Annotated in this window: 15 protein-coding genes, 1 other RNA gene and 1 pseudogene; 10 read left to right on the forward strand and 7 right to left on the reverse strand. The window is 37.2% G+C overall.

Annotated elements, in window-relative coordinates:
- The first annotated feature begins 53 nt into the window (after positions 1-53).
- The 4 genes from EG365_RS14080 to EG365_RS14095 all read left to right on the forward strand — a co-directional run bounded on the left by EG365_RS14080 (position 54) and on the right by EG365_RS14095 (position 5,758).
- The gene (locus EG365_RS14080; protein ID WP_000433907.1) at positions 54-443 is read left to right on the forward strand and encodes a hypothetical protein; all 390 of its coding nucleotides are present in this window, start codon (positions 54-56) and stop codon (positions 441-443) included.
- A gap of 41 nt (positions 444-484) precedes the next feature.
- A complete protein-coding gene (locus EG365_RS14085) occupies positions 485-1,030 on the forward strand; it encodes a glycoside hydrolase family 108 protein (RefSeq protein WP_001019739.1) in 546 nt (181 codons plus the stop codon).
- A 481-nt stretch (positions 1,031-1,511) separates the two neighbouring features.
- Positions 1,512-3,830 (forward strand): TonB-dependent receptor, encoded by a 2,319-nt coding sequence (locus EG365_RS14090; protein WP_000803006.1) that lies wholly within the window; start codon positions 1,512-1,514, stop codon positions 3,828-3,830.
- Positions 3,831-4,111: 281 nt separating this feature from the next.
- Entirely contained in the window at positions 4,112-5,758 is a 1,647-nt protein-coding gene (locus EG365_RS14095) for a phosphoethanolamine transferase (RefSeq protein WP_001207327.1), read from the forward strand.
- A gap of 78 nt (positions 5,759-5,836) precedes the next feature.
- Here the strand turns inward: EG365_RS14095 and EG365_RS19390 are convergent.
- From EG365_RS19390 to EG365_RS14120, 6 genes and pseudogenes are all read right to left on the reverse strand, one after another.
- Positions 5,837-5,953: pseudogene (locus EG365_RS19390) on the reverse strand (SOS response-associated peptidase); the annotation flags it as partial.
- A gap of 115 nt (positions 5,954-6,068) precedes the next feature.
- A complete protein-coding gene (locus EG365_RS14100) occupies positions 6,069-6,557 on the reverse strand; it encodes a CC0125/CC1285 family lipoprotein (RefSeq protein ID WP_000718101.1) in 489 nt (162 codons plus the stop codon).
- 89 nt (positions 6,558-6,646) lie between these two features.
- Positions 6,647-8,020, reverse strand: a complete 1,374-nt coding sequence (locus EG365_RS14105) for a tyrosine-type recombinase/integrase (RefSeq protein WP_000046989.1) — start codon at positions 8,018-8,020, stop codon at positions 6,647-6,649.
- A gap of 149 nt (positions 8,021-8,169) precedes the next feature.
- A non-coding RNA gene (gene ssrS / locus EG365_RS14110) (6S RNA) lies at positions 8,170-8,354 on the reverse strand.
- A gap of 93 nt (positions 8,355-8,447) precedes the next feature.
- Positions 8,448-8,732, reverse strand: a complete 285-nt coding sequence (locus EG365_RS14115) for a cell division protein ZapA (protein ID WP_000003720.1) — start codon at positions 8,730-8,732, stop codon at positions 8,448-8,450.
- Positions 8,729-9,289, reverse strand: coding sequence for a hypothetical protein (locus EG365_RS14120; RefSeq protein WP_000893185.1), 561 nt, complete (start codon positions 9,287-9,289; stop codon positions 8,729-8,731). The genes EG365_RS14115 and EG365_RS14120 overlap by 4 nt, the downstream gene beginning before the upstream one ends.
- Positions 9,290-9,353: 64 nt before the next feature.
- Here EG365_RS14120 and EG365_RS14125 point away from each other — a divergent pair, with 64 nt between their 5' ends.
- The 5 genes from EG365_RS14125 (at position 9,354) to EG365_RS14145 (ending at position 14,303) form a co-directional block, all read left to right on the forward strand.
- Complete coding sequence (locus tag EG365_RS14125) at positions 9,354-9,983, forward strand: UPF0149 family protein (protein ID WP_001150150.1); 630 nt, start codon at positions 9,354-9,356, stop codon at positions 9,981-9,983.
- A gap of 67 nt (positions 9,984-10,050) precedes the next feature.
- Positions 10,051-11,373 (forward strand): Xaa-Pro aminopeptidase, encoded by a 1,323-nt coding sequence (gene pepP / locus EG365_RS14130; RefSeq protein ID WP_000775459.1) that lies wholly within the window; start codon positions 10,051-10,053, stop codon positions 11,371-11,373.
- Positions 11,374-11,404: 31 nt separating this feature from the next.
- Complete coding sequence (locus tag EG365_RS14135; RefSeq protein ID WP_001187364.1) at positions 11,405-12,613, forward strand: FAD-dependent monooxygenase; 1,209 nt, start codon at positions 11,405-11,407, stop codon at positions 12,611-12,613.
- A complete protein-coding gene (locus tag EG365_RS14140) occupies positions 12,610-13,842 on the forward strand; it encodes an FAD-dependent monooxygenase (RefSeq protein ID WP_000005670.1) in 1,233 nt (410 codons plus the stop codon). The genes EG365_RS14135 and EG365_RS14140 overlap by 4 nt, the downstream gene beginning before the upstream one ends.
- A gap of 209 nt (positions 13,843-14,051) precedes the next feature.
- Positions 14,052-14,303: a hypothetical protein gene (locus tag EG365_RS14145; RefSeq protein WP_000129799.1), complete on the forward strand. Its 252-nt coding sequence runs from the start codon at positions 14,052-14,054 to the stop codon at positions 14,301-14,303.
- Between the two features lie 54 nt (positions 14,304-14,357).
- On the opposite strand, the gene EG365_RS14150 is transcribed toward EG365_RS14145, so the two are convergent.
- On the reverse strand, positions 14,358-14,759 hold the full coding sequence (locus tag EG365_RS14150; protein WP_000058923.1) for a MerR family transcriptional regulator: 402 nt from the start codon (positions 14,757-14,759) through the stop codon (positions 14,358-14,360).
- A gap of 65 nt (positions 14,760-14,824) precedes the next feature.
- On the opposite strand from EG365_RS14150, the gene EG365_RS14155 reads away from it, so the two are divergent.
- The gene (locus EG365_RS14155) at positions 14,825-15,466 is read left to right on the forward strand and encodes a cation transporter (protein ID WP_000896577.1); all 642 of its coding nucleotides are present in this window, start codon (positions 14,825-14,827) and stop codon (positions 15,464-15,466) included.
- The last annotated feature ends 16 nt before the right edge of the window (positions 15,467-15,482 follow it).

Raw genomic sequence — 15,482 nt, forward strand, 5'->3', positions numbered from 1 at the left:
TTGAGCACCCAATTCGGGTGCTTTTTTATTACCTAAATTTTCTGGAGAAATTAATGGAACCAGTTTCCACTAGCGGTTTTACAGCACTTTTAAAATTATATGGGATTGCAATCATGGTGACTTTAGCAGTCGGTTTGGTTGCAGCAGTTGTATTAATGACTCGTATGCCACGCTCACCACAAGAGTGGGCAGTTGGTTTGATCTGTACGGTTGTATCAAGTTTGGCTGGCGGCTCATTCATTATTGTGAAGTGGGGACTTCATGAATGGGTTACTGATGTATGGGGGATGATTGCTCTAGGTGGGTTCTTCTTTGTTTGTGGTTTACCCGGTTGGGCTTTAGTCCGTTGGATTTTTAATTTTATAGATAAACAGGAAGGTAAAACGATCGTTGAAGTGATCAAAGAGTTTAAGAAAGCCAGAAAAGACATTGAAAACAGCTAATGCCGCCTTCGGGCGGTTTTTTACATCTGAAGGAAACCGAAATGAACATTGAACAATATCTGGACGAGTTAATTAAGCGTGAGGGCGGGTACGTAAACAACCCAGCAGATCGAGGCGGTGAAACAAAGTACGGTATTACTGAAGCAGTAGCACGTACTAACGGCTTTAAGGGCAACATGAAAGATTTACCGCTTGATGTGGCCAAAGCCATTTATAAAAAGCAGTATTGGACAGATCCGCGATTTGATCAAGTGAATGTAATTAGCTCGTTAGTTGCTGAAGAGCTTTTAGATACTGGGGTAAATTGCGGTACCGGATTTGCAAAACCACTCTTACAGCGTGCTTTAAATTTGCTGAATAACCAAGGTAAAGCAGGTTGGCCAGATTTAACAGTTGACGGAATTTATGGTCCAGCAACTCTTAATGCACTCAAAACTTATCTGGCCAAGCGTGGAAAAGACGGCGAAAAAGTCCTGGTGCGTGTTCTTAATATCATGCAAGGGCAACGTTACATTGAAATCTGTGAACGCAATCCTAGCCAGGAACAGTTTTTCTATGGTTGGATCGCCAATCGAGTTGTTATATGAAAGTCTTTCATTGCAGACGATCAAAGATAGCTTTAACAATTACATTGCTGTGCATTCTATTTTCAGGATGCACAGCTCATACGATCAATAGCAATGTCAATGTCTCAATTTGCGCTAGAGCATTATAAAAAAAAGCCCTGAATGATCAGGGCTATTTAATAAACTTCAATTCACATACTTCTACAAAGCTCGAGTAGTCTTATGTTTGTTATTGTATAGCTTGATAATCCTCTATCTTTCATCCTAGGGTTGTGCACATACTTCTATCCTTAAATTGTGTAATGAAATTTCTTCTGTTGTAGTTGAGAAGCTTTTCAATCTGTTAAAAGAATCCAAAAAGCATCAAATGAATAAAGAAACTACTTATTTAACTTGAATCATCATTTTCTGTTTACTAATAAATGAAAGTGCTTGGATGTATAGGGATTGTTTTTTTAATGTTATGTTATAATATAACCTTTTCTTAAAAAAGGGGGGGATTATGAAACCTTTGGCAGCTTTACCGTTAATTTTTATAGCAATTCAGCAAGTGCAAGCTGAGGAGAGAATTGCAATTTTAAAGCCTCTTGTTTTTAAGGCAAATGCATTAAAGGAAAAAAATTATGTGGTGGACAAAGAAAAAGTAGAAAGTTCCAATACAATAGGTGATGCTCTTAAAAATATAACAGGTATACAAAGTACTTCATTTGGACCCAATGCAGGTGCACCAGTTATACGTAGTTTGAGTGGAAATCGGGTTGGAGTAATTGAAAATGGAGAATTTATTAATGGAATGAATGCATTTAGTGGAAATATTAATATACCATTCGATCCAATTTTTATAGAAAAAGTGATAGTGAACAAAAATACAGATAATATTCGTTATGGCGGAAATGCAATAGGCGGGAGTGTTCAAATAGAATCGGGTTTAATTCCTAAAAAAATTGAAGAAAAGCCAAACAAATTAGATATTGTCTTTCGGAAAGGATTTAATGATTTTGATGTAAAGGGGTTCAATTTTAACATCAATGATCAAAAAAACTGGTCTACAAATATAAGATATTCAGAATATGAAATTTCTTCTTATAAAATTCCAGGAAATAGTAAAGCCAAATTATGTGAAGACCAGATTTTTTCAAATTCAGGTGGGATCAATAGTGCATTAGCAGCTTCCTGTCAAAAAGATAGTAGAGTCCAACATATTTATAACAAGTCGTCACAACCATACATAGATAAATTTATGACTGAGAATCCTGATTGGGCAGATGGCGATTTTTCTTTTTATACAGATAAGCCCACATCTATATGGGGAGGAAAAACATATATAAATCCAAAAAATCCAGAGTACATACCTAATACTCCGCAAAATACAATAAAAAAGATCAATACGGATGTTACACCAAATTATTTTAAAAAATTAGGTAACAGTTATGCTCAGAATGAGAATATTGGGTTTGGAACAACATACTTTTTTGATAAAGGTTTCATTGGATTGAGTGCAGATAAGAAAAAAAGTGAATATGGTGTACCAGGATTTTCATTACAAAATCAATCTTTTGCTGATTCTTATGAAACATTACCGGTTGGTGTGAAAATAGATCAAAATCGTTTTGTATTAAATTCCAATTTTATCCAACCAATTTCCTCTGCAGAAGAGATAAGTTTGAATTTTCAACAGCTTTCTAATAAATCTGGAGAATATGTTGGTACTGCAAAAGCTAATGAGTATAAAATTGATAATCAATTAATTGAATTAATAATGAAACAGTCATCCTTTAAGGGATTAGATGGGATACTTGGTTTTAGCCTTAAAAATAGGAATATCGAAGGAAGTGGTACTCAGCGCTATTTACCTAATGTAAGTACTATTAGTAAAGCTATATTCTTACAAGAAGAATTAAATATCAAACAATTTACTTTAAATACGGGCTATCGTTTTGAAAGAATTGAACATGAGCTTCAAGATAATGATTTTAAACTAGCAAGAAATGCTAGTAATTCAAGAATAGAAAATAGAAAATATAATTTAAACCAATATTTTATCGGAGGAGAATATAAGGTTAATAATTTTATAAATTTAAAAGTTGATTATGGTATTTCAGAAAGAGCACCTGAAGTGAATGAGCTCTATTCAAGTAATGTTCACTATTCTGTTATGGCACAAGAAGAAGGCGACCAGAATCTCAAACCAGAAAAATCTAAAAGTTTAGGGTTAGGTATGTTTTTGAATTGGAATAATTGGGTCATGCAACTTGTTGGGTATCAAATGGATTTTGAAAATTATATGTATTTATCTCATTCAGGTGTTGCTGTGCAAAATCGATTACCTTTAAAATACTGGAAACAGACAGACACTGACGTCAAAGGGTTTGAAATTGATTTAATTTATGATTTTAATCTAGCTCATATTGGGAATATTAAACTAGGTGGTTTAGCTGATTTTGTTAAAAATAAGGCTGTTAATCCTACAGATATAAGGTTAGCTAATGATGGAGTTTACCTACCAAATATGCCTACTAATCGTTATGGCATGTTTCTTGAGTGGAGAAATGATTCTTGGAAAGGTAAAATTTCAAGTATTTACTACGATGAGCCAAGATATCTAGGTAAGAATGTAATACAGGAAGTTCCTTTATCTGGTTACAACTTACTTGAATTTAAGATAGATAAAAAATTAAAGATTAAAAATGCTTCATTTGATATATTTTTAAATGGTACAAATCTGCTGAACGAAGAGGCTAGACCACAAAACTCTCCTCTAAAATATATTGCCCCTCTACCAGGGCGAGCATTTCAACTGGGGATAACTATGCATATTTAGGTTGCTAAAGATATAAAGTTAGTTCTTATCTCCTGTCTTCAAATTTAGTAATAAAAATATAGTCTTAAAGCCGAATAATTAATCGGTTTTAAGATTTTAAAATAATCAATTATAAAGTTTAAAATTTTTTATTTATAAAATGTGTTCAAATAATGAACTGATTTTTTAGCTCAAGGAGCCATCGTCATATAAATAAAGAATATTACAAAGGTTCTTTTTTAATTTTTCTTTAAGGTATGGTATCTAATCTTAGCATTTTTTATATTTAATGGTTTTTAAAAATGGCACTTAATGTTTTTAAATTCAAAAAAATATGCAAGGATGTTACACTATTAAATTTTAATTTGCTTTTATCTATCTGGCTAGGTTTATTTCTGAATATAGGTTTTTTTAAAAAAATCCATCAACTTACACCTTATAATGGTATTAAGTCAGTTCTTTTCTTAGGGGCGACATTAGTTATTTTAATAGCGGCATATAATTTAATTTTTCAATTAATAAATTGGAAATGGACTGCCAAAATCTTTGCAATTTTATTGATATTTATTGGTGGCTTTAGCTCTTATTTTGTAAACACATTGGGTGTCATTATTTCACCCGACCAAATTCAAAATATGGTGCAGACCGATGTTTCGGAATTTACCGATCTAATCTCTTTACGCTTTGTTTTATGGACAGTTTTTTTTGTTATTTTGCCCATTTTTTTAATTACTCAAGTTAAATTTAAACAAGAAAAAGCATCACGGTTGTTATTGAAGAAAGTATTCTCACTGGTAGCTTCATTTGCAGTGGTCGGTGTTTTACTTTTTACTTACTATGTCGATTTCGCTGCAATATTTCGTGAGCATCGTGATTTAAAAGGGATGATTTCACCGCAAAATAGTATTTCATCGCTTATGTCTTACTATCATAAGAAGGCTCCGAAGAAAAATCTGCCTCTTGTGATATATGGACAAGATGCTCATCAAGTTCAGCAAGTACAAAAGAACCTCCCTAAGTTAATGATACTTGTTGTAGGTGAAACGGCACGTGCCGAAAGTTTCTCTCTAAATGGGTATGCAAAAAATACGAATCCGGAGCTTTCTAAACAAGATATTTTCAACTTTTCGCAAGTGAGCTCATGCGGTACGGCGACAGCTGTTTCTGTGCCATGTATGTTCTCGGGTATGCCACGTGTAGATTATGATGAGCAATTAGCTAGTCACCGCGAAGGTTTATTAGATATTGCAAAACGTGCGGGTTACCAAGTGACTTGGATTGATAATAACTCGGGTTGTAAAGGTGCATGTGATCGCGTTGAACAATACCAGATTCCAGAAAACTTAAAGAAAAAATGGTGTAAAGATGGCGAATGTTATGATGACATTCTCATTGACAGCTTAAAGCAGTATTTGGCTACTATTGCCAAAGATGATGATCGTCCGCGTTTGATTGTTCTGCATCAAGTGGGTAGTCATGGACCTGCATATTACAAGCGTGCACCTGAGGCATATCAACCTTTTAAACCGACTTGTGATACTAATGCGATACAGGGCTGTTCGCAAACTGAATTGCTAAATAGTTATGATAATACAATTGTATATACAGACCATGTATTAAGCCAAATGATTAATACTCTAAAAGAAATATCAAAGTATCAGACAGGTTTATGGTATTTATCTGATCATGGCGAATCAACCGGAGAACATGGTTTATATTTACATGGTTCACCTTATGCAATCGCACCGAGCCAACAAACACATGTACCAATGATTATGTGGTTCTCTGAAAGTTGGAAACAACATAATCTTGCTCAAGTGAATTGTTTAAGCCAACAAACTAAACAAAAGTTAAGTCAGGATAATTTATTCCCAAGTTTGTTAAGTTTGCTGGATGTAAAAACTCAGGTAGTAAATAACAAACTTGATATGTTGAGCCAATGTAAATAAATATATTTTTAATTTATATAAAACGAAGCAAAATAGACTTGCTTCGTTTTATAAAATGTATTGGTTCTTTTATATTTAAAAAATAAGAGGGCAGTCGTAACCCGGATAAACACCATTCTTATAGTCGAATGTCGGTTCGAATAGATCTAGTAGGTGAACTCGATCTTTATTTATAGGTTCATAGTTCGCGCACATACAAAGTAACCTCTTTATGATTTTCGAAATTACTTTTCCATCATAACTAATATAAATAAAAAGAGGGTAAATAATAGACTGTAGACGCTATTATTCACCCTCATGGTATATATCTTTAACGCCAGCTATTCGGAACTTTGAATTTACCTGTAGGCATTGGAGAACCCAGAACATACTTAACGTTGTAAATTAAACCAGGCAAAACAGTGTTTGGCTTTTCATTAAAGCAAACATAGGTATTGTTTCTGGATGGTTTAATTAACTTATATTGTGTACCAGCACTTGAGACATAATAGACACCATTTGGGGTAGTCTTAAGGCCAGCATCAACTTTAGAAATATTTTGATTGTAACTCTGGCTTGTATTGTTAATAGCTGAGAAATAACTACACCCTAGCGATTTAGATACTTCAGCAGCTTTACGTAATGCGTACTGGTTTGCTATCGATTTATGGGTATATCCGTTTACAGATGCGCGTACTTGAAAGACATTATCATCAATAATAGTGGCTTCAACGCCACCAGAAGCCCCCATTTCTTGATAAGGTGTAGTACAGGCTTGTAAACCAATTGTTGCTAAAGCAGCTAAAAATATCTTTTTCATAATTTATATAAAGTGATAAATGCGTCACATTAATTTTAACTATTTAGAAGAATTTTTCAATTACTTAAGGATTTCTTAAAACTTGAGTTCTAAAAATCTAGAATTTGGCCTGCCATTTTAAAGTTATCTAACACTTGAATGTGGTGGTTAATTAATTCTTGAGCCTGATTTCTCGATTCATTTTTCTCGAAATATAAGCGACTTTTGATTAATGCTTTTACTGGTTCAGAAATAATCACGTCTTCAATCATATTCATAGCTTTCTTTAAATCATCGAAAGAAACTTGAATATATCCATCAGTCACATCGTTATCATCATCGTCAGTGGTATGGTTAATTAGCCTTTTAATCGTATAGCTTCCTATGGCCAAGCTGTTCGCGATAGTGCCAAAGGTGCGGCGTAAATCATGGAACGTAAATTCGATACCAGAATTCTCAGTTACTTTGTCACGTGCTGCTCGGCGGTCTGAAATATGGGAAACACCATTTCTATCGGTAAAGACATATTTGTTATCACCGGCACGTTTTTTTCGTTCACGCATAATGTGCCAAAGGGTATCACCCATAGGTAGCAAAAGATCCTCATGGTTTTTCGTATTAATAATTTTGATGGTACCAAATTGAAGATCTACATTTTTCCATTCAACAGATTCTGCTTCACTACGTCTAAAACCAGTTAGAGCAAGTAAGAATAAAAAGTCTTGGTTTGTGTACGCTCTAAAATCGTTATTTTGTTCACCCATCCAATAAGTAGTGGCCACAGCCAATGCCCATGCTTCGCGCTGATCTGCACGAACATGGCCTTTTCTACGTTTAATTTTATTGAAAGCTTTTTCTTCTTTAACGATAACAACCGGGTTTTTTATATTTAGAATTTTATTCCCGGACTCATCCTTATACCTGCTAATCGTATGGTTAAAGAGAGCATGTAAAAATTTTGATGCAAGATTAGCTCGGGAAGGGCTTGCTTTCGAAAGCTTCAGATGACGATCAATAATCATTGCACTGGTGATTTGGTCAAGTTTTAAATCTTTCCAATCACTAAAGTAGTTTTCTATGCATCCGTCATAGGCAATTAAAGATGTTTCCGCCAGCTTTTTACGCAATTTATAGTATTGGTAAGCTTCACTAAGGGTAGGGACTAGCTTTTGTAAGGCATCATTTTGAATTGCTGAAGCTCGTAAATCACGCTTTTGCTTAACTGGATCTACACCTTCATCCATCAAGATAAGAAGCCGTTTAGCTTCAGTTCTGGCTTGTTCTAATGTATAGACGCCATGTTTTCCAATAACTTTACGTTTAGACTTGCCATTAGGCATTTTCTTTTCAGCAAAATAGCTTTTAGTTTTGCCCACACATAAGCCAAATCCTATAGTTACTGTATCTCTGTAAAAGATTTGTTTCTCTTCAGACAAAGGAATAGAGTCTATTACCGATTTAGTAAATTTAATGTGTTGAGCCATCTTTAAATTAAGCAATACAAAGCAATACCTAACGATACAATACAATAATTGTGAAGTCTATTAAGAGTCTATTTTGAAGGTTTGGTCTATTAAAAAAGAGAGTTTTAAGTAGGGGATTTTGTTTTAAGTTATTGTTATCTATTAAAAATAAATGCTCCGAAGATGCCGCTGCATGTCGTTACCCTTGAACCCTAAAGTTCAAGGTGGAGGTGACGCATACTTGCTGGGTTTCCTACTCGGGGTAGGCATACGCTCTAAATATGCAGAACACCATCCTAAAGAGATGATATCGGCTCAGGGGAATCAGACCGGCTGGCGAACATCCCAGAGACAGCTTTAGTATAACTGATCTGGCTTCGTTGGCAATCATCTGAGCCTATCGAACTGTAAACTTACTTTGCGTTTGATGAAGCTTTATGCGAATTGTTTACACTATTTGTTCAACATCTTCCAAAATAGCCTGTAATAGACGTTCACAATGCGTATATTCTTGCAAAGATTTATTAAGGCTTAACACTTCTTGGGTAAGCTGTAGAGCAACCATAATGACAAGTTTATTATGCTCAACACGAGGTGCACTACGGCGCATATCGTTGAATTTTTCATTGAGAAGCTCAGCTGCACGTTCAAGCTCTTCTCTTTTATCAGAAGTCGTTGCAAGCCTAAAAGTTTGTTCAATCAGCCGAAGCTCTACCATGACTTGTTCACTCATGATTGTGTCTCCTCACCAGCTTCAGCATTTGGATGAGCAAGTTGCTGAATTTCTTGCGCATGTTGATCTTGAGCAGTACCTAAAATTGCTAAACGTTGAATGATGGCTTCAACTTTTGCTTTAGCAAGTTCATTTTTTTGTAACAAACGGTCACGATCTTGCTGCAAGTCGTGTAACTCTTGTTGAGTTTGACGTTGCTGTGACTGAAGTTTTTCTTTGGTCACGCGTAATTCATTACGCTCTGCCAAAATTTCCTGAAAACGATTTTTTAAATCGGTCGTACTTTTTTCTAGGCGGCTGTAACGCTCTGCAAGTGTGTTAGCATCTTGATTCAATTGTTGAAATTGGCCTTGTAACTGAGTGAGTTGCTCAGTTAACGTCTCAATTTCCTCTTGTTTTTTAGTGATGATGCTATTTTTTTGCACAACTTGTGCGTGATGCTCTGTTTCAGCCAGTTCTTTAGCTTCCGAGAGAGCAGAATTTTCACTCTCTAGATGATGTAAGCGTGTTTTTAAAACGCCAATATGCGCTTGTAGACGCTGTAATTGTTCTAACATAACGAGGTCGCACAGAATTGCAATCAAAGGTAATATATACAAAGTATAGAGATTGGATAAACGAATGCAAGACGATATTTCAGGCTGGACAGATTGGAACGCTCATTTTGAAGGAATTGAAGAAATTTCAAGCCCTAGTGAGTTACATGGTCTGTTAACAGGTATTGTTTGTGTGACAGAAGCGCCTACGCGTGCAGAATGGTCACAAATTTTAACAACCCTTAATGTGCCAGAGTTAAGTGAAGATGCTTTAGCGCTTTTAACTGACGAAGCAGAAGATGTAGTTCATGCTTTATCGGAAGATGAATTAGATTATCTACCAATGCTTCCAGACGATGAACATCTACTTCAAGAACGTGTGCAAGCATTATCTGATTGGTGTGCGGGTGTTGTATTAGGTTTCGGTTTAGCATCTGGTCATGTGCGTGGTGATGAGCGCGAATTGATTGAACACCTTCAAGATGTTGCAGCAGTCGAATTTGAAGATTCTGACAATGATGAGGAAGGCGAAAGCAGTTACGAAGAATTGTATGAATTTGTACGCTTAATTCCTGTAAGCTTGTCTATTGGCAGAAAAAAAATCACTGTAGCTGAAAGTTCTTTATTGAAAAACTTTCATGCAAAAAGTAAAACTGCTGCTCTAGGTACAGATCAGAATATTGTTGAAATGTTTACACCACATCGCCCAAGCTAATTGAGGCGATGTGTTATTGGTTGTATTTTATTTTTTGACTTTAAAATTCTAAATCAAGTAGATCATTATGAAATTGCCTCAAGCTGATTTTCAACATCGTAGAGACCGTCTGGCAGAAAAAATGGGTCCTAACAGTATTGCAATTATTGCAACGCGTGAGGAGATGTACCGTAATCGTGATGCGGATTATAAATTCCGTGCCGATAGTAGTTTTTTCTATTTGACGGGCTTTGCTGAGCCTGAAGCAGTTGCAGTTATTGAAACCTTTGAGGATGTAACTGACTATAGTTATAGTCTTTTTTGTCGTGAACGTAACCGCGAGATGGAAATCTGGAATGGTTACCGTGCTGGAATTGATGGCGCGATTGAAGACTATGATGCAGACGAGGCTTATGCAATTGATCTGCTTGATGAAGAAATTATTGAAAAATTATTAAATAAAGAGCGTCTTTATTATCGAATCGGACACAATGCTGCGTTTGATGCACGAGTGAGCCAGTGGATTAAAAAAGCAGATGCTGAGCATCGGCATCAAAGTGCTCCAGCTCAACTGGTACAGCTCGACCGTATTGTCGATGAAATGCGGTTAATCAAGTCACCACAAGAACTTGAGCTGATGCAAATTGCTTCAACAATTAGTGCTCAGGCACATACTCGTGCAATGCAAACTGTTCGCCCTGGCATGATGGAATATGCACTAGAAGCCGAGCTCAATTATATATTTGGGCAAAACGGCTGTGTGCCTTCTTACAACAGTATTGTTGGTGGTGGGGCTAATGCCTGTATTTTGCACTATGTTGAAAATAACCAACCTCTTAAAGACGGTGATTTAGTCTTAATTGATGCTGCATGTGAATATGAGTTCTATGCATCAGATATTACCCGTACTTTTCCGGTCAATGGTAAATTTAGTGCTGAGCAAAAAGCATTATATGAAGTTGTTTTGGCTTCTCAATATGCGGCAATTGATGCAGTACGCATTGGTAATTCGTACCGTGAGCCTCATGAAGTAGCAGTTAAAATTTTAACCGAAGGCTTAGTGGATTTAGGTCTGCTCAACGGGGATATTAACGAACTTATCGAAACCGAAGCATACCGTCAATTTTATATGCATGGTACAGGTCATTGGTTAGGAATGGATGTACATGATGTCGGGTCTTACAAAAAAGGTGAAGACTGGCGTCAATATGAAGAAGGTATGGTCGTTACCGTTGAACCAGGCCTATACATTGCACCAGACGATGAAAGTGTAGATAAAAAATGGCGTGGTATTGGTATTCGTATTGAAGATGATGTGGTCGCAACCTCGAAAGGACCACGAGTTTTAACTGCTGATGTGGTTAAAAATATTGCAGATATTGAACATTTAATGGCGCAAGCTAAATCATAATTAAACGTATTCGCCAAAGGAGCACAACTCGATGCAACAACAAGTGATTATTGTAGGTGGGGGAATGGTTGGACTTAGCCTTTCGCTCATGCTGGCGAAGGCTAATATTGCAGTAAAGCTGTTAGAAGCTGTGAAATACCCAAACTATGATGATCAAAATGTTGCCCCTTATCATTCCAGTTTTGATGCGCGTAATACGGCTTTATCGCGTCGTAGTGTACAGATTTATCAGAAGCTGGGGTTATGGGATGCATTACAGCAACACGCGACTCCAATCCTACAAGTTCACATTACTGAACAAGGCAGTTTTGGTAAGGCGCGCTTAATTGCAGAACAAGAAAAAGTCGAAAGCTTTGGACAGGTGATTGAAAATGCTTGGCTGGGTCGTGTTTTATTGACTCAAGTACGTCAGCAGCCTTTGATTGAGCTGATTGATGGCGTACAGGTTACTGCTTTAACTCAAGATACTGAACAAGTACATATTGAAGCCAAGCGTGGTGATGAAGTTTTAAAACTTGAGTCAAAGCTATTAATTGCCGCAGATGGACGTGACTCTTTCTGTCGTCAGGCTATCGGCGTTGGTGTCGATGTCCACGACTATGATCAGGTTGCGATCGTTACGACTGTTCAGACTTCAAAACCGCATGAGCATGTAGGGTTTGAACGTTTTAGTGCATTAGGGCCTTTAGCTTTGTTGCCATTACCGGGTGAATACCGTCGCTCAGTGGTATGGCCTGTTAAAAAAGGCACTGAAGGTGAGTGGTTGGGCGAAGAAAACGACCAACACTTTTTAGATGCCTTGCAAAAAACTTATGGTGACAGAGCGGGTAAATTTGAAAAAACGGGTAAACGCTTTAGTTATCCGCTTTCACAAGTGCTTGCGCATAAACAAGCGGTTGGACGCGTTATTTTAATGGGTAATGCAGCGCATACAATCCATCCTGTTGCTGGGCAAGGTTTTAATTTATGTCTGCGTGATGCAGATGTATTGCTGCGTTATTTAGTGAACCAGTTAAGCGCATCTGATGATATTGGTAACCCAGATAATTTACTTGCCTATGAACAAGCCCGTTTATCTGACCAGCAGCGAGTAATTAAATTCTGCGATACCGTAGTTCGGGGCTTTAGTAACCAAAACCCATTATTAAAATTAATCCGTAATACTGGATTAATTGCATTTGATGTCATTCCGGGTGTTAAGCCACTGGTAGCAAACTATGCAATGGGGTTAAAAGCATGAGTGAAGTGTTAGATGTCGTCATTGTTGGTGGTGGACTAGTTGGTGGCTTAACTGCTTTATTACTTGCACAAGGTGGTGTACAGCCTACCGTGCTTGATGCTGCCCCTGTACTTGATGTTGAAAAAACATTAAGCGTGATGAATCCACGTGTTTTAGCACTTAGCCAAGCGACGATTCATTTACTTAAAGCAGTCAATGTTTGGGATGATCTGGCACGTCAAATGCCTTATACCGGCATGCAAGTGTGGAATTTAAATGGCTATGGTGAAATTAATTTTGGCCATGAGTCTGTACAAAGACCAATGCCAGAGCAAGCCTTGGGTTCTATGGTTGAGCCAAGTGTATTGAATGTTGCTATTCAACAAAAAATGCTTGAGCAGTTAACAGACTATCGTACTCAAGTTCGTGTTACCCGTATTGAACAAGGTGTCGGGTGCTGGCATATTCAATTGGCAGATGGCACGGCACTTAAAACTAAACTGCTTATTGGTGCTGATGGCGCCAATTCATTTGTACGTGAGCAAGCCTTTATTGATCTAGATGTACTAGATTACAAACAAGCAGCGATTAGCTGTGCGATAAAAACGTCTAAGCCTCATCATTATGTTGCTCGGCAAATCTTTTTGCCTACTGGACCTTTGGCATATTTGCCGATGGCGAGTCTTGAAGAAAGTGAAAACGGTTATTGGCAGTCCATTGTCTGGACACTGCCAGATGATTATACCGATGAATATTCGGCTTTAAGTGATAGCGAGTTTATGCAGCTTTTAACTCGAGAAAGCCAACATATGTTGGGTGAAGTGTTAGATGTTCGTTCAAGAGCACAATTTCCATTGAAAGCGCGCGCTGCAAAACAATACGTTAAAGCTGGTCTAGCCCTAATCGGTGATGCAGCTCATGTGATTCATCCACTTGCTGGACAAGGGGTGAATATTGGTTGTTTAGATGCAGCGATACTCTGTGATGCACTATTGCATGATTTAGGCCGTGGCGTATGGGCACATGAACAAACCTTAATGCGTTATGAACACCGCCGTAAAGGACAAAATGATGCGATGATGCATAGTATGTCGGCAATTGGTTGGCTAGAAAGCAGTGAGCTATTTCCATTGATTTGGGCTCGGAACGTGGGACTCAAGCAAGTTGAACAAATTTCGTTCTTAAAAGAGAGTTTTATGCAACAAGCAAATGGTTTAGGGGCTTTACAAAACACCCAGTATAGTCGTTAAAATAATTACGAAGTTTATGCTCTACTGATCTAAATAAATATCAGTAGATATTTTTTAAACAATCATTTATATATCATTACCAATTCGGTCAGAAAAGATACGGATTTGACCAATTTGGCTCTTTGCTAAATGCAAAGAGATTGCTAAATTTCTGAGGTCTCGAAGACCATAGCGATGATGCAATACAAATCATTGTGGGGAGTGTAAAAATGACAGATATCAATGATTATGAAGATGCAGAAGATTCTGCTGTAGATGAAGATGAAGCCAAAGCGGCTGAAAGTGGCGCAGCTGATGAAGAAGCAGGCAACTTAACTGATGCCGATCTTGCAGAAGCAGAAACGCTTACCGTAACTGCGAAACAAAAACAACGCCAAGCGTTGGAAGATGAAGTCGCTGCGTTTTTAGCTCGTGGCGGAAGAATCACAGAAGTTCCACCAGATGAACATAGCGATCGTTAATATTAAAAAAGCATCACTTGAGTGATGCTTTTTTATTGCCCGTTTTATGATGATTTAAGGATGGTTTTGTAGTTCTTTTAAAATGCCGCATTCATCTACTGTACGGTCGGTAGAGCAGTGTTGTTTTAAATCGATTAGGGTTTCTTTTAAAAGCAACAGTCGCTCAATCTTTTCCGATACTTCTATCAAGTATTTATTCACCAAGTTATCGACTTCCGTACAAGCCCGTTTCGGCTGAGCTTTCATTTCTTTTAGCGTTTTAATATCACTGAGAGAAATATCTAATTCACGGCAATGTTTAATAAATAATAGGTCTGCAAGTGTTTGATCTGTGTAAACACGATAATTATTTTCTGAGCGCTGAATGCGGTCCAACACACCTACTTTTTCGTAATAACGAATAGTATCGATCGGGACATCTGCTTTTTTTGATAATTGACCAATAGAAAGACTCATAAGACTTGACTCTGGAGCTACTCAAGGGTTTTTAATCACTATAAAAGAGTTTTTGAGGAAATAAAATGGCTGGATGTGGATGTGCTTCAACCTGCTCTCCTACAAAGAAAGCAAGCCCGCGCTTTAGAAAAGCGTTATGGATTGCACTTGTAATTAATGCACTCATGTTTGTCGTTGAAATAGTCGGCGGTTATAAAGCCCAATCTGTTTCATTATGGGCAGATGCATTAGATTTTGCCGGAGATGCTGCAAATTATGCTCTGTCTTTAGTCGTGCTTTCGATGAGCCTTTACTGGCGTGCAACCGCAGCACTTGTTAAGGGTATAACGATGGCTGCTTTTGGGTTCTTCGTTATTGCAAAAGTCGTTTGGTCATTTTTTCATGGTGTTTCACCTGAACCGATGGTCATGGGAGCAATTGGGGTAATCGCTTTAATTGCTAACGTTTCTGTTGCTTTAATGCTTTATGCATTCCGCGATGGTGATGCCAATATGCGCTCTGTCTGGTTGTGTAGTCGAAATGATTCTATCGCCAATATTGCTGTTGTTTTGGCAGCTGTAGGCGTGTTTGGAACAGGCACTATATTTCCGGATTTATTCGTAGCCTTTGTTATCGCATATTTAGGTGTATCTTCGGGTTATGCTGTGATTAAGCAATCATTACAAGAAAGAAAACAATCAAAGTTAATGTTGGGTTCAGAAGCTTAATTTTGATTGCATAAAA

The sequence above is a fragment of the Acinetobacter sp. FDAARGOS_494 genome, from assembly GCF_003812225.1.
GTDB lineage: Bacteria > Pseudomonadota > Gammaproteobacteria > Pseudomonadales > Moraxellaceae > Acinetobacter > Acinetobacter baumannii.

Excerpts from the sequence above, each read along its gene's own strand:
- EG365_RS14080 (WP_000433907.1), top strand. The coding sequence starts at position 54 with ATGGAACCAGTTTCCACTAGCGGTTTTACAGCACTTTTAAAATTATAT.
- EG365_RS14085 (WP_001019739.1), top strand. The coding sequence starts at position 485 with ATGAACATTGAACAATATCTGGACGAGTTAATTAAGCGTGAGGGCGGG.
- EG365_RS14090 (WP_000803006.1), top strand. The coding sequence starts at position 1,512 with ATGAAACCTTTGGCAGCTTTACCGTTAATTTTTATAGCAATTCAGCAA.
- EG365_RS14095 (WP_001207327.1), top strand. The coding sequence starts at position 4,112 with ATGGCACTTAATGTTTTTAAATTCAAAAAAATATGCAAGGATGTTACA.
- EG365_RS14100 (WP_000718101.1), bottom strand. The coding sequence starts at position 6,557 with ATGAAAAAGATATTTTTAGCTGCTTTAGCAACAATTGGTTTACAAGCC.
- EG365_RS14105 (WP_000046989.1), bottom strand. The coding sequence starts at position 8,020 with ATGGCTCAACACATTAAATTTACTAAATCGGTAATAGACTCTATTCCT.
- EG365_RS14115 (WP_000003720.1), bottom strand. The coding sequence starts at position 8,732 with ATGAGTGAACAAGTCATGGTAGAGCTTCGGCTGATTGAACAAACTTTT.
- EG365_RS14120 (WP_000893185.1), bottom strand. The coding sequence starts at position 9,289 with ATGTTAGAACAATTACAGCGTCTACAAGCGCATATTGGCGTTTTAAAA.
- EG365_RS14125 (WP_001150150.1), top strand. The coding sequence starts at position 9,354 with ATGCAAGACGATATTTCAGGCTGGACAGATTGGAACGCTCATTTTGAA.
- pepP (WP_000775459.1), top strand. The coding sequence starts at position 10,051 with ATGAAATTGCCTCAAGCTGATTTTCAACATCGTAGAGACCGTCTGGCA.
- EG365_RS14135 (WP_001187364.1), top strand. The coding sequence starts at position 11,405 with ATGCAACAACAAGTGATTATTGTAGGTGGGGGAATGGTTGGACTTAGC.
- EG365_RS14140 (WP_000005670.1), top strand. The coding sequence starts at position 12,610 with ATGAGTGAAGTGTTAGATGTCGTCATTGTTGGTGGTGGACTAGTTGGT.
- EG365_RS14145 (WP_000129799.1), top strand. The coding sequence starts at position 14,052 with ATGACAGATATCAATGATTATGAAGATGCAGAAGATTCTGCTGTAGAT.
- EG365_RS14150 (WP_000058923.1), bottom strand. The coding sequence starts at position 14,759 with ATGAGTCTTTCTATTGGTCAATTATCAAAAAAAGCAGATGTCCCGATC.
- EG365_RS14155 (WP_000896577.1), top strand. The coding sequence starts at position 14,825 with ATGGCTGGATGTGGATGTGCTTCAACCTGCTCTCCTACAAAGAAAGCA.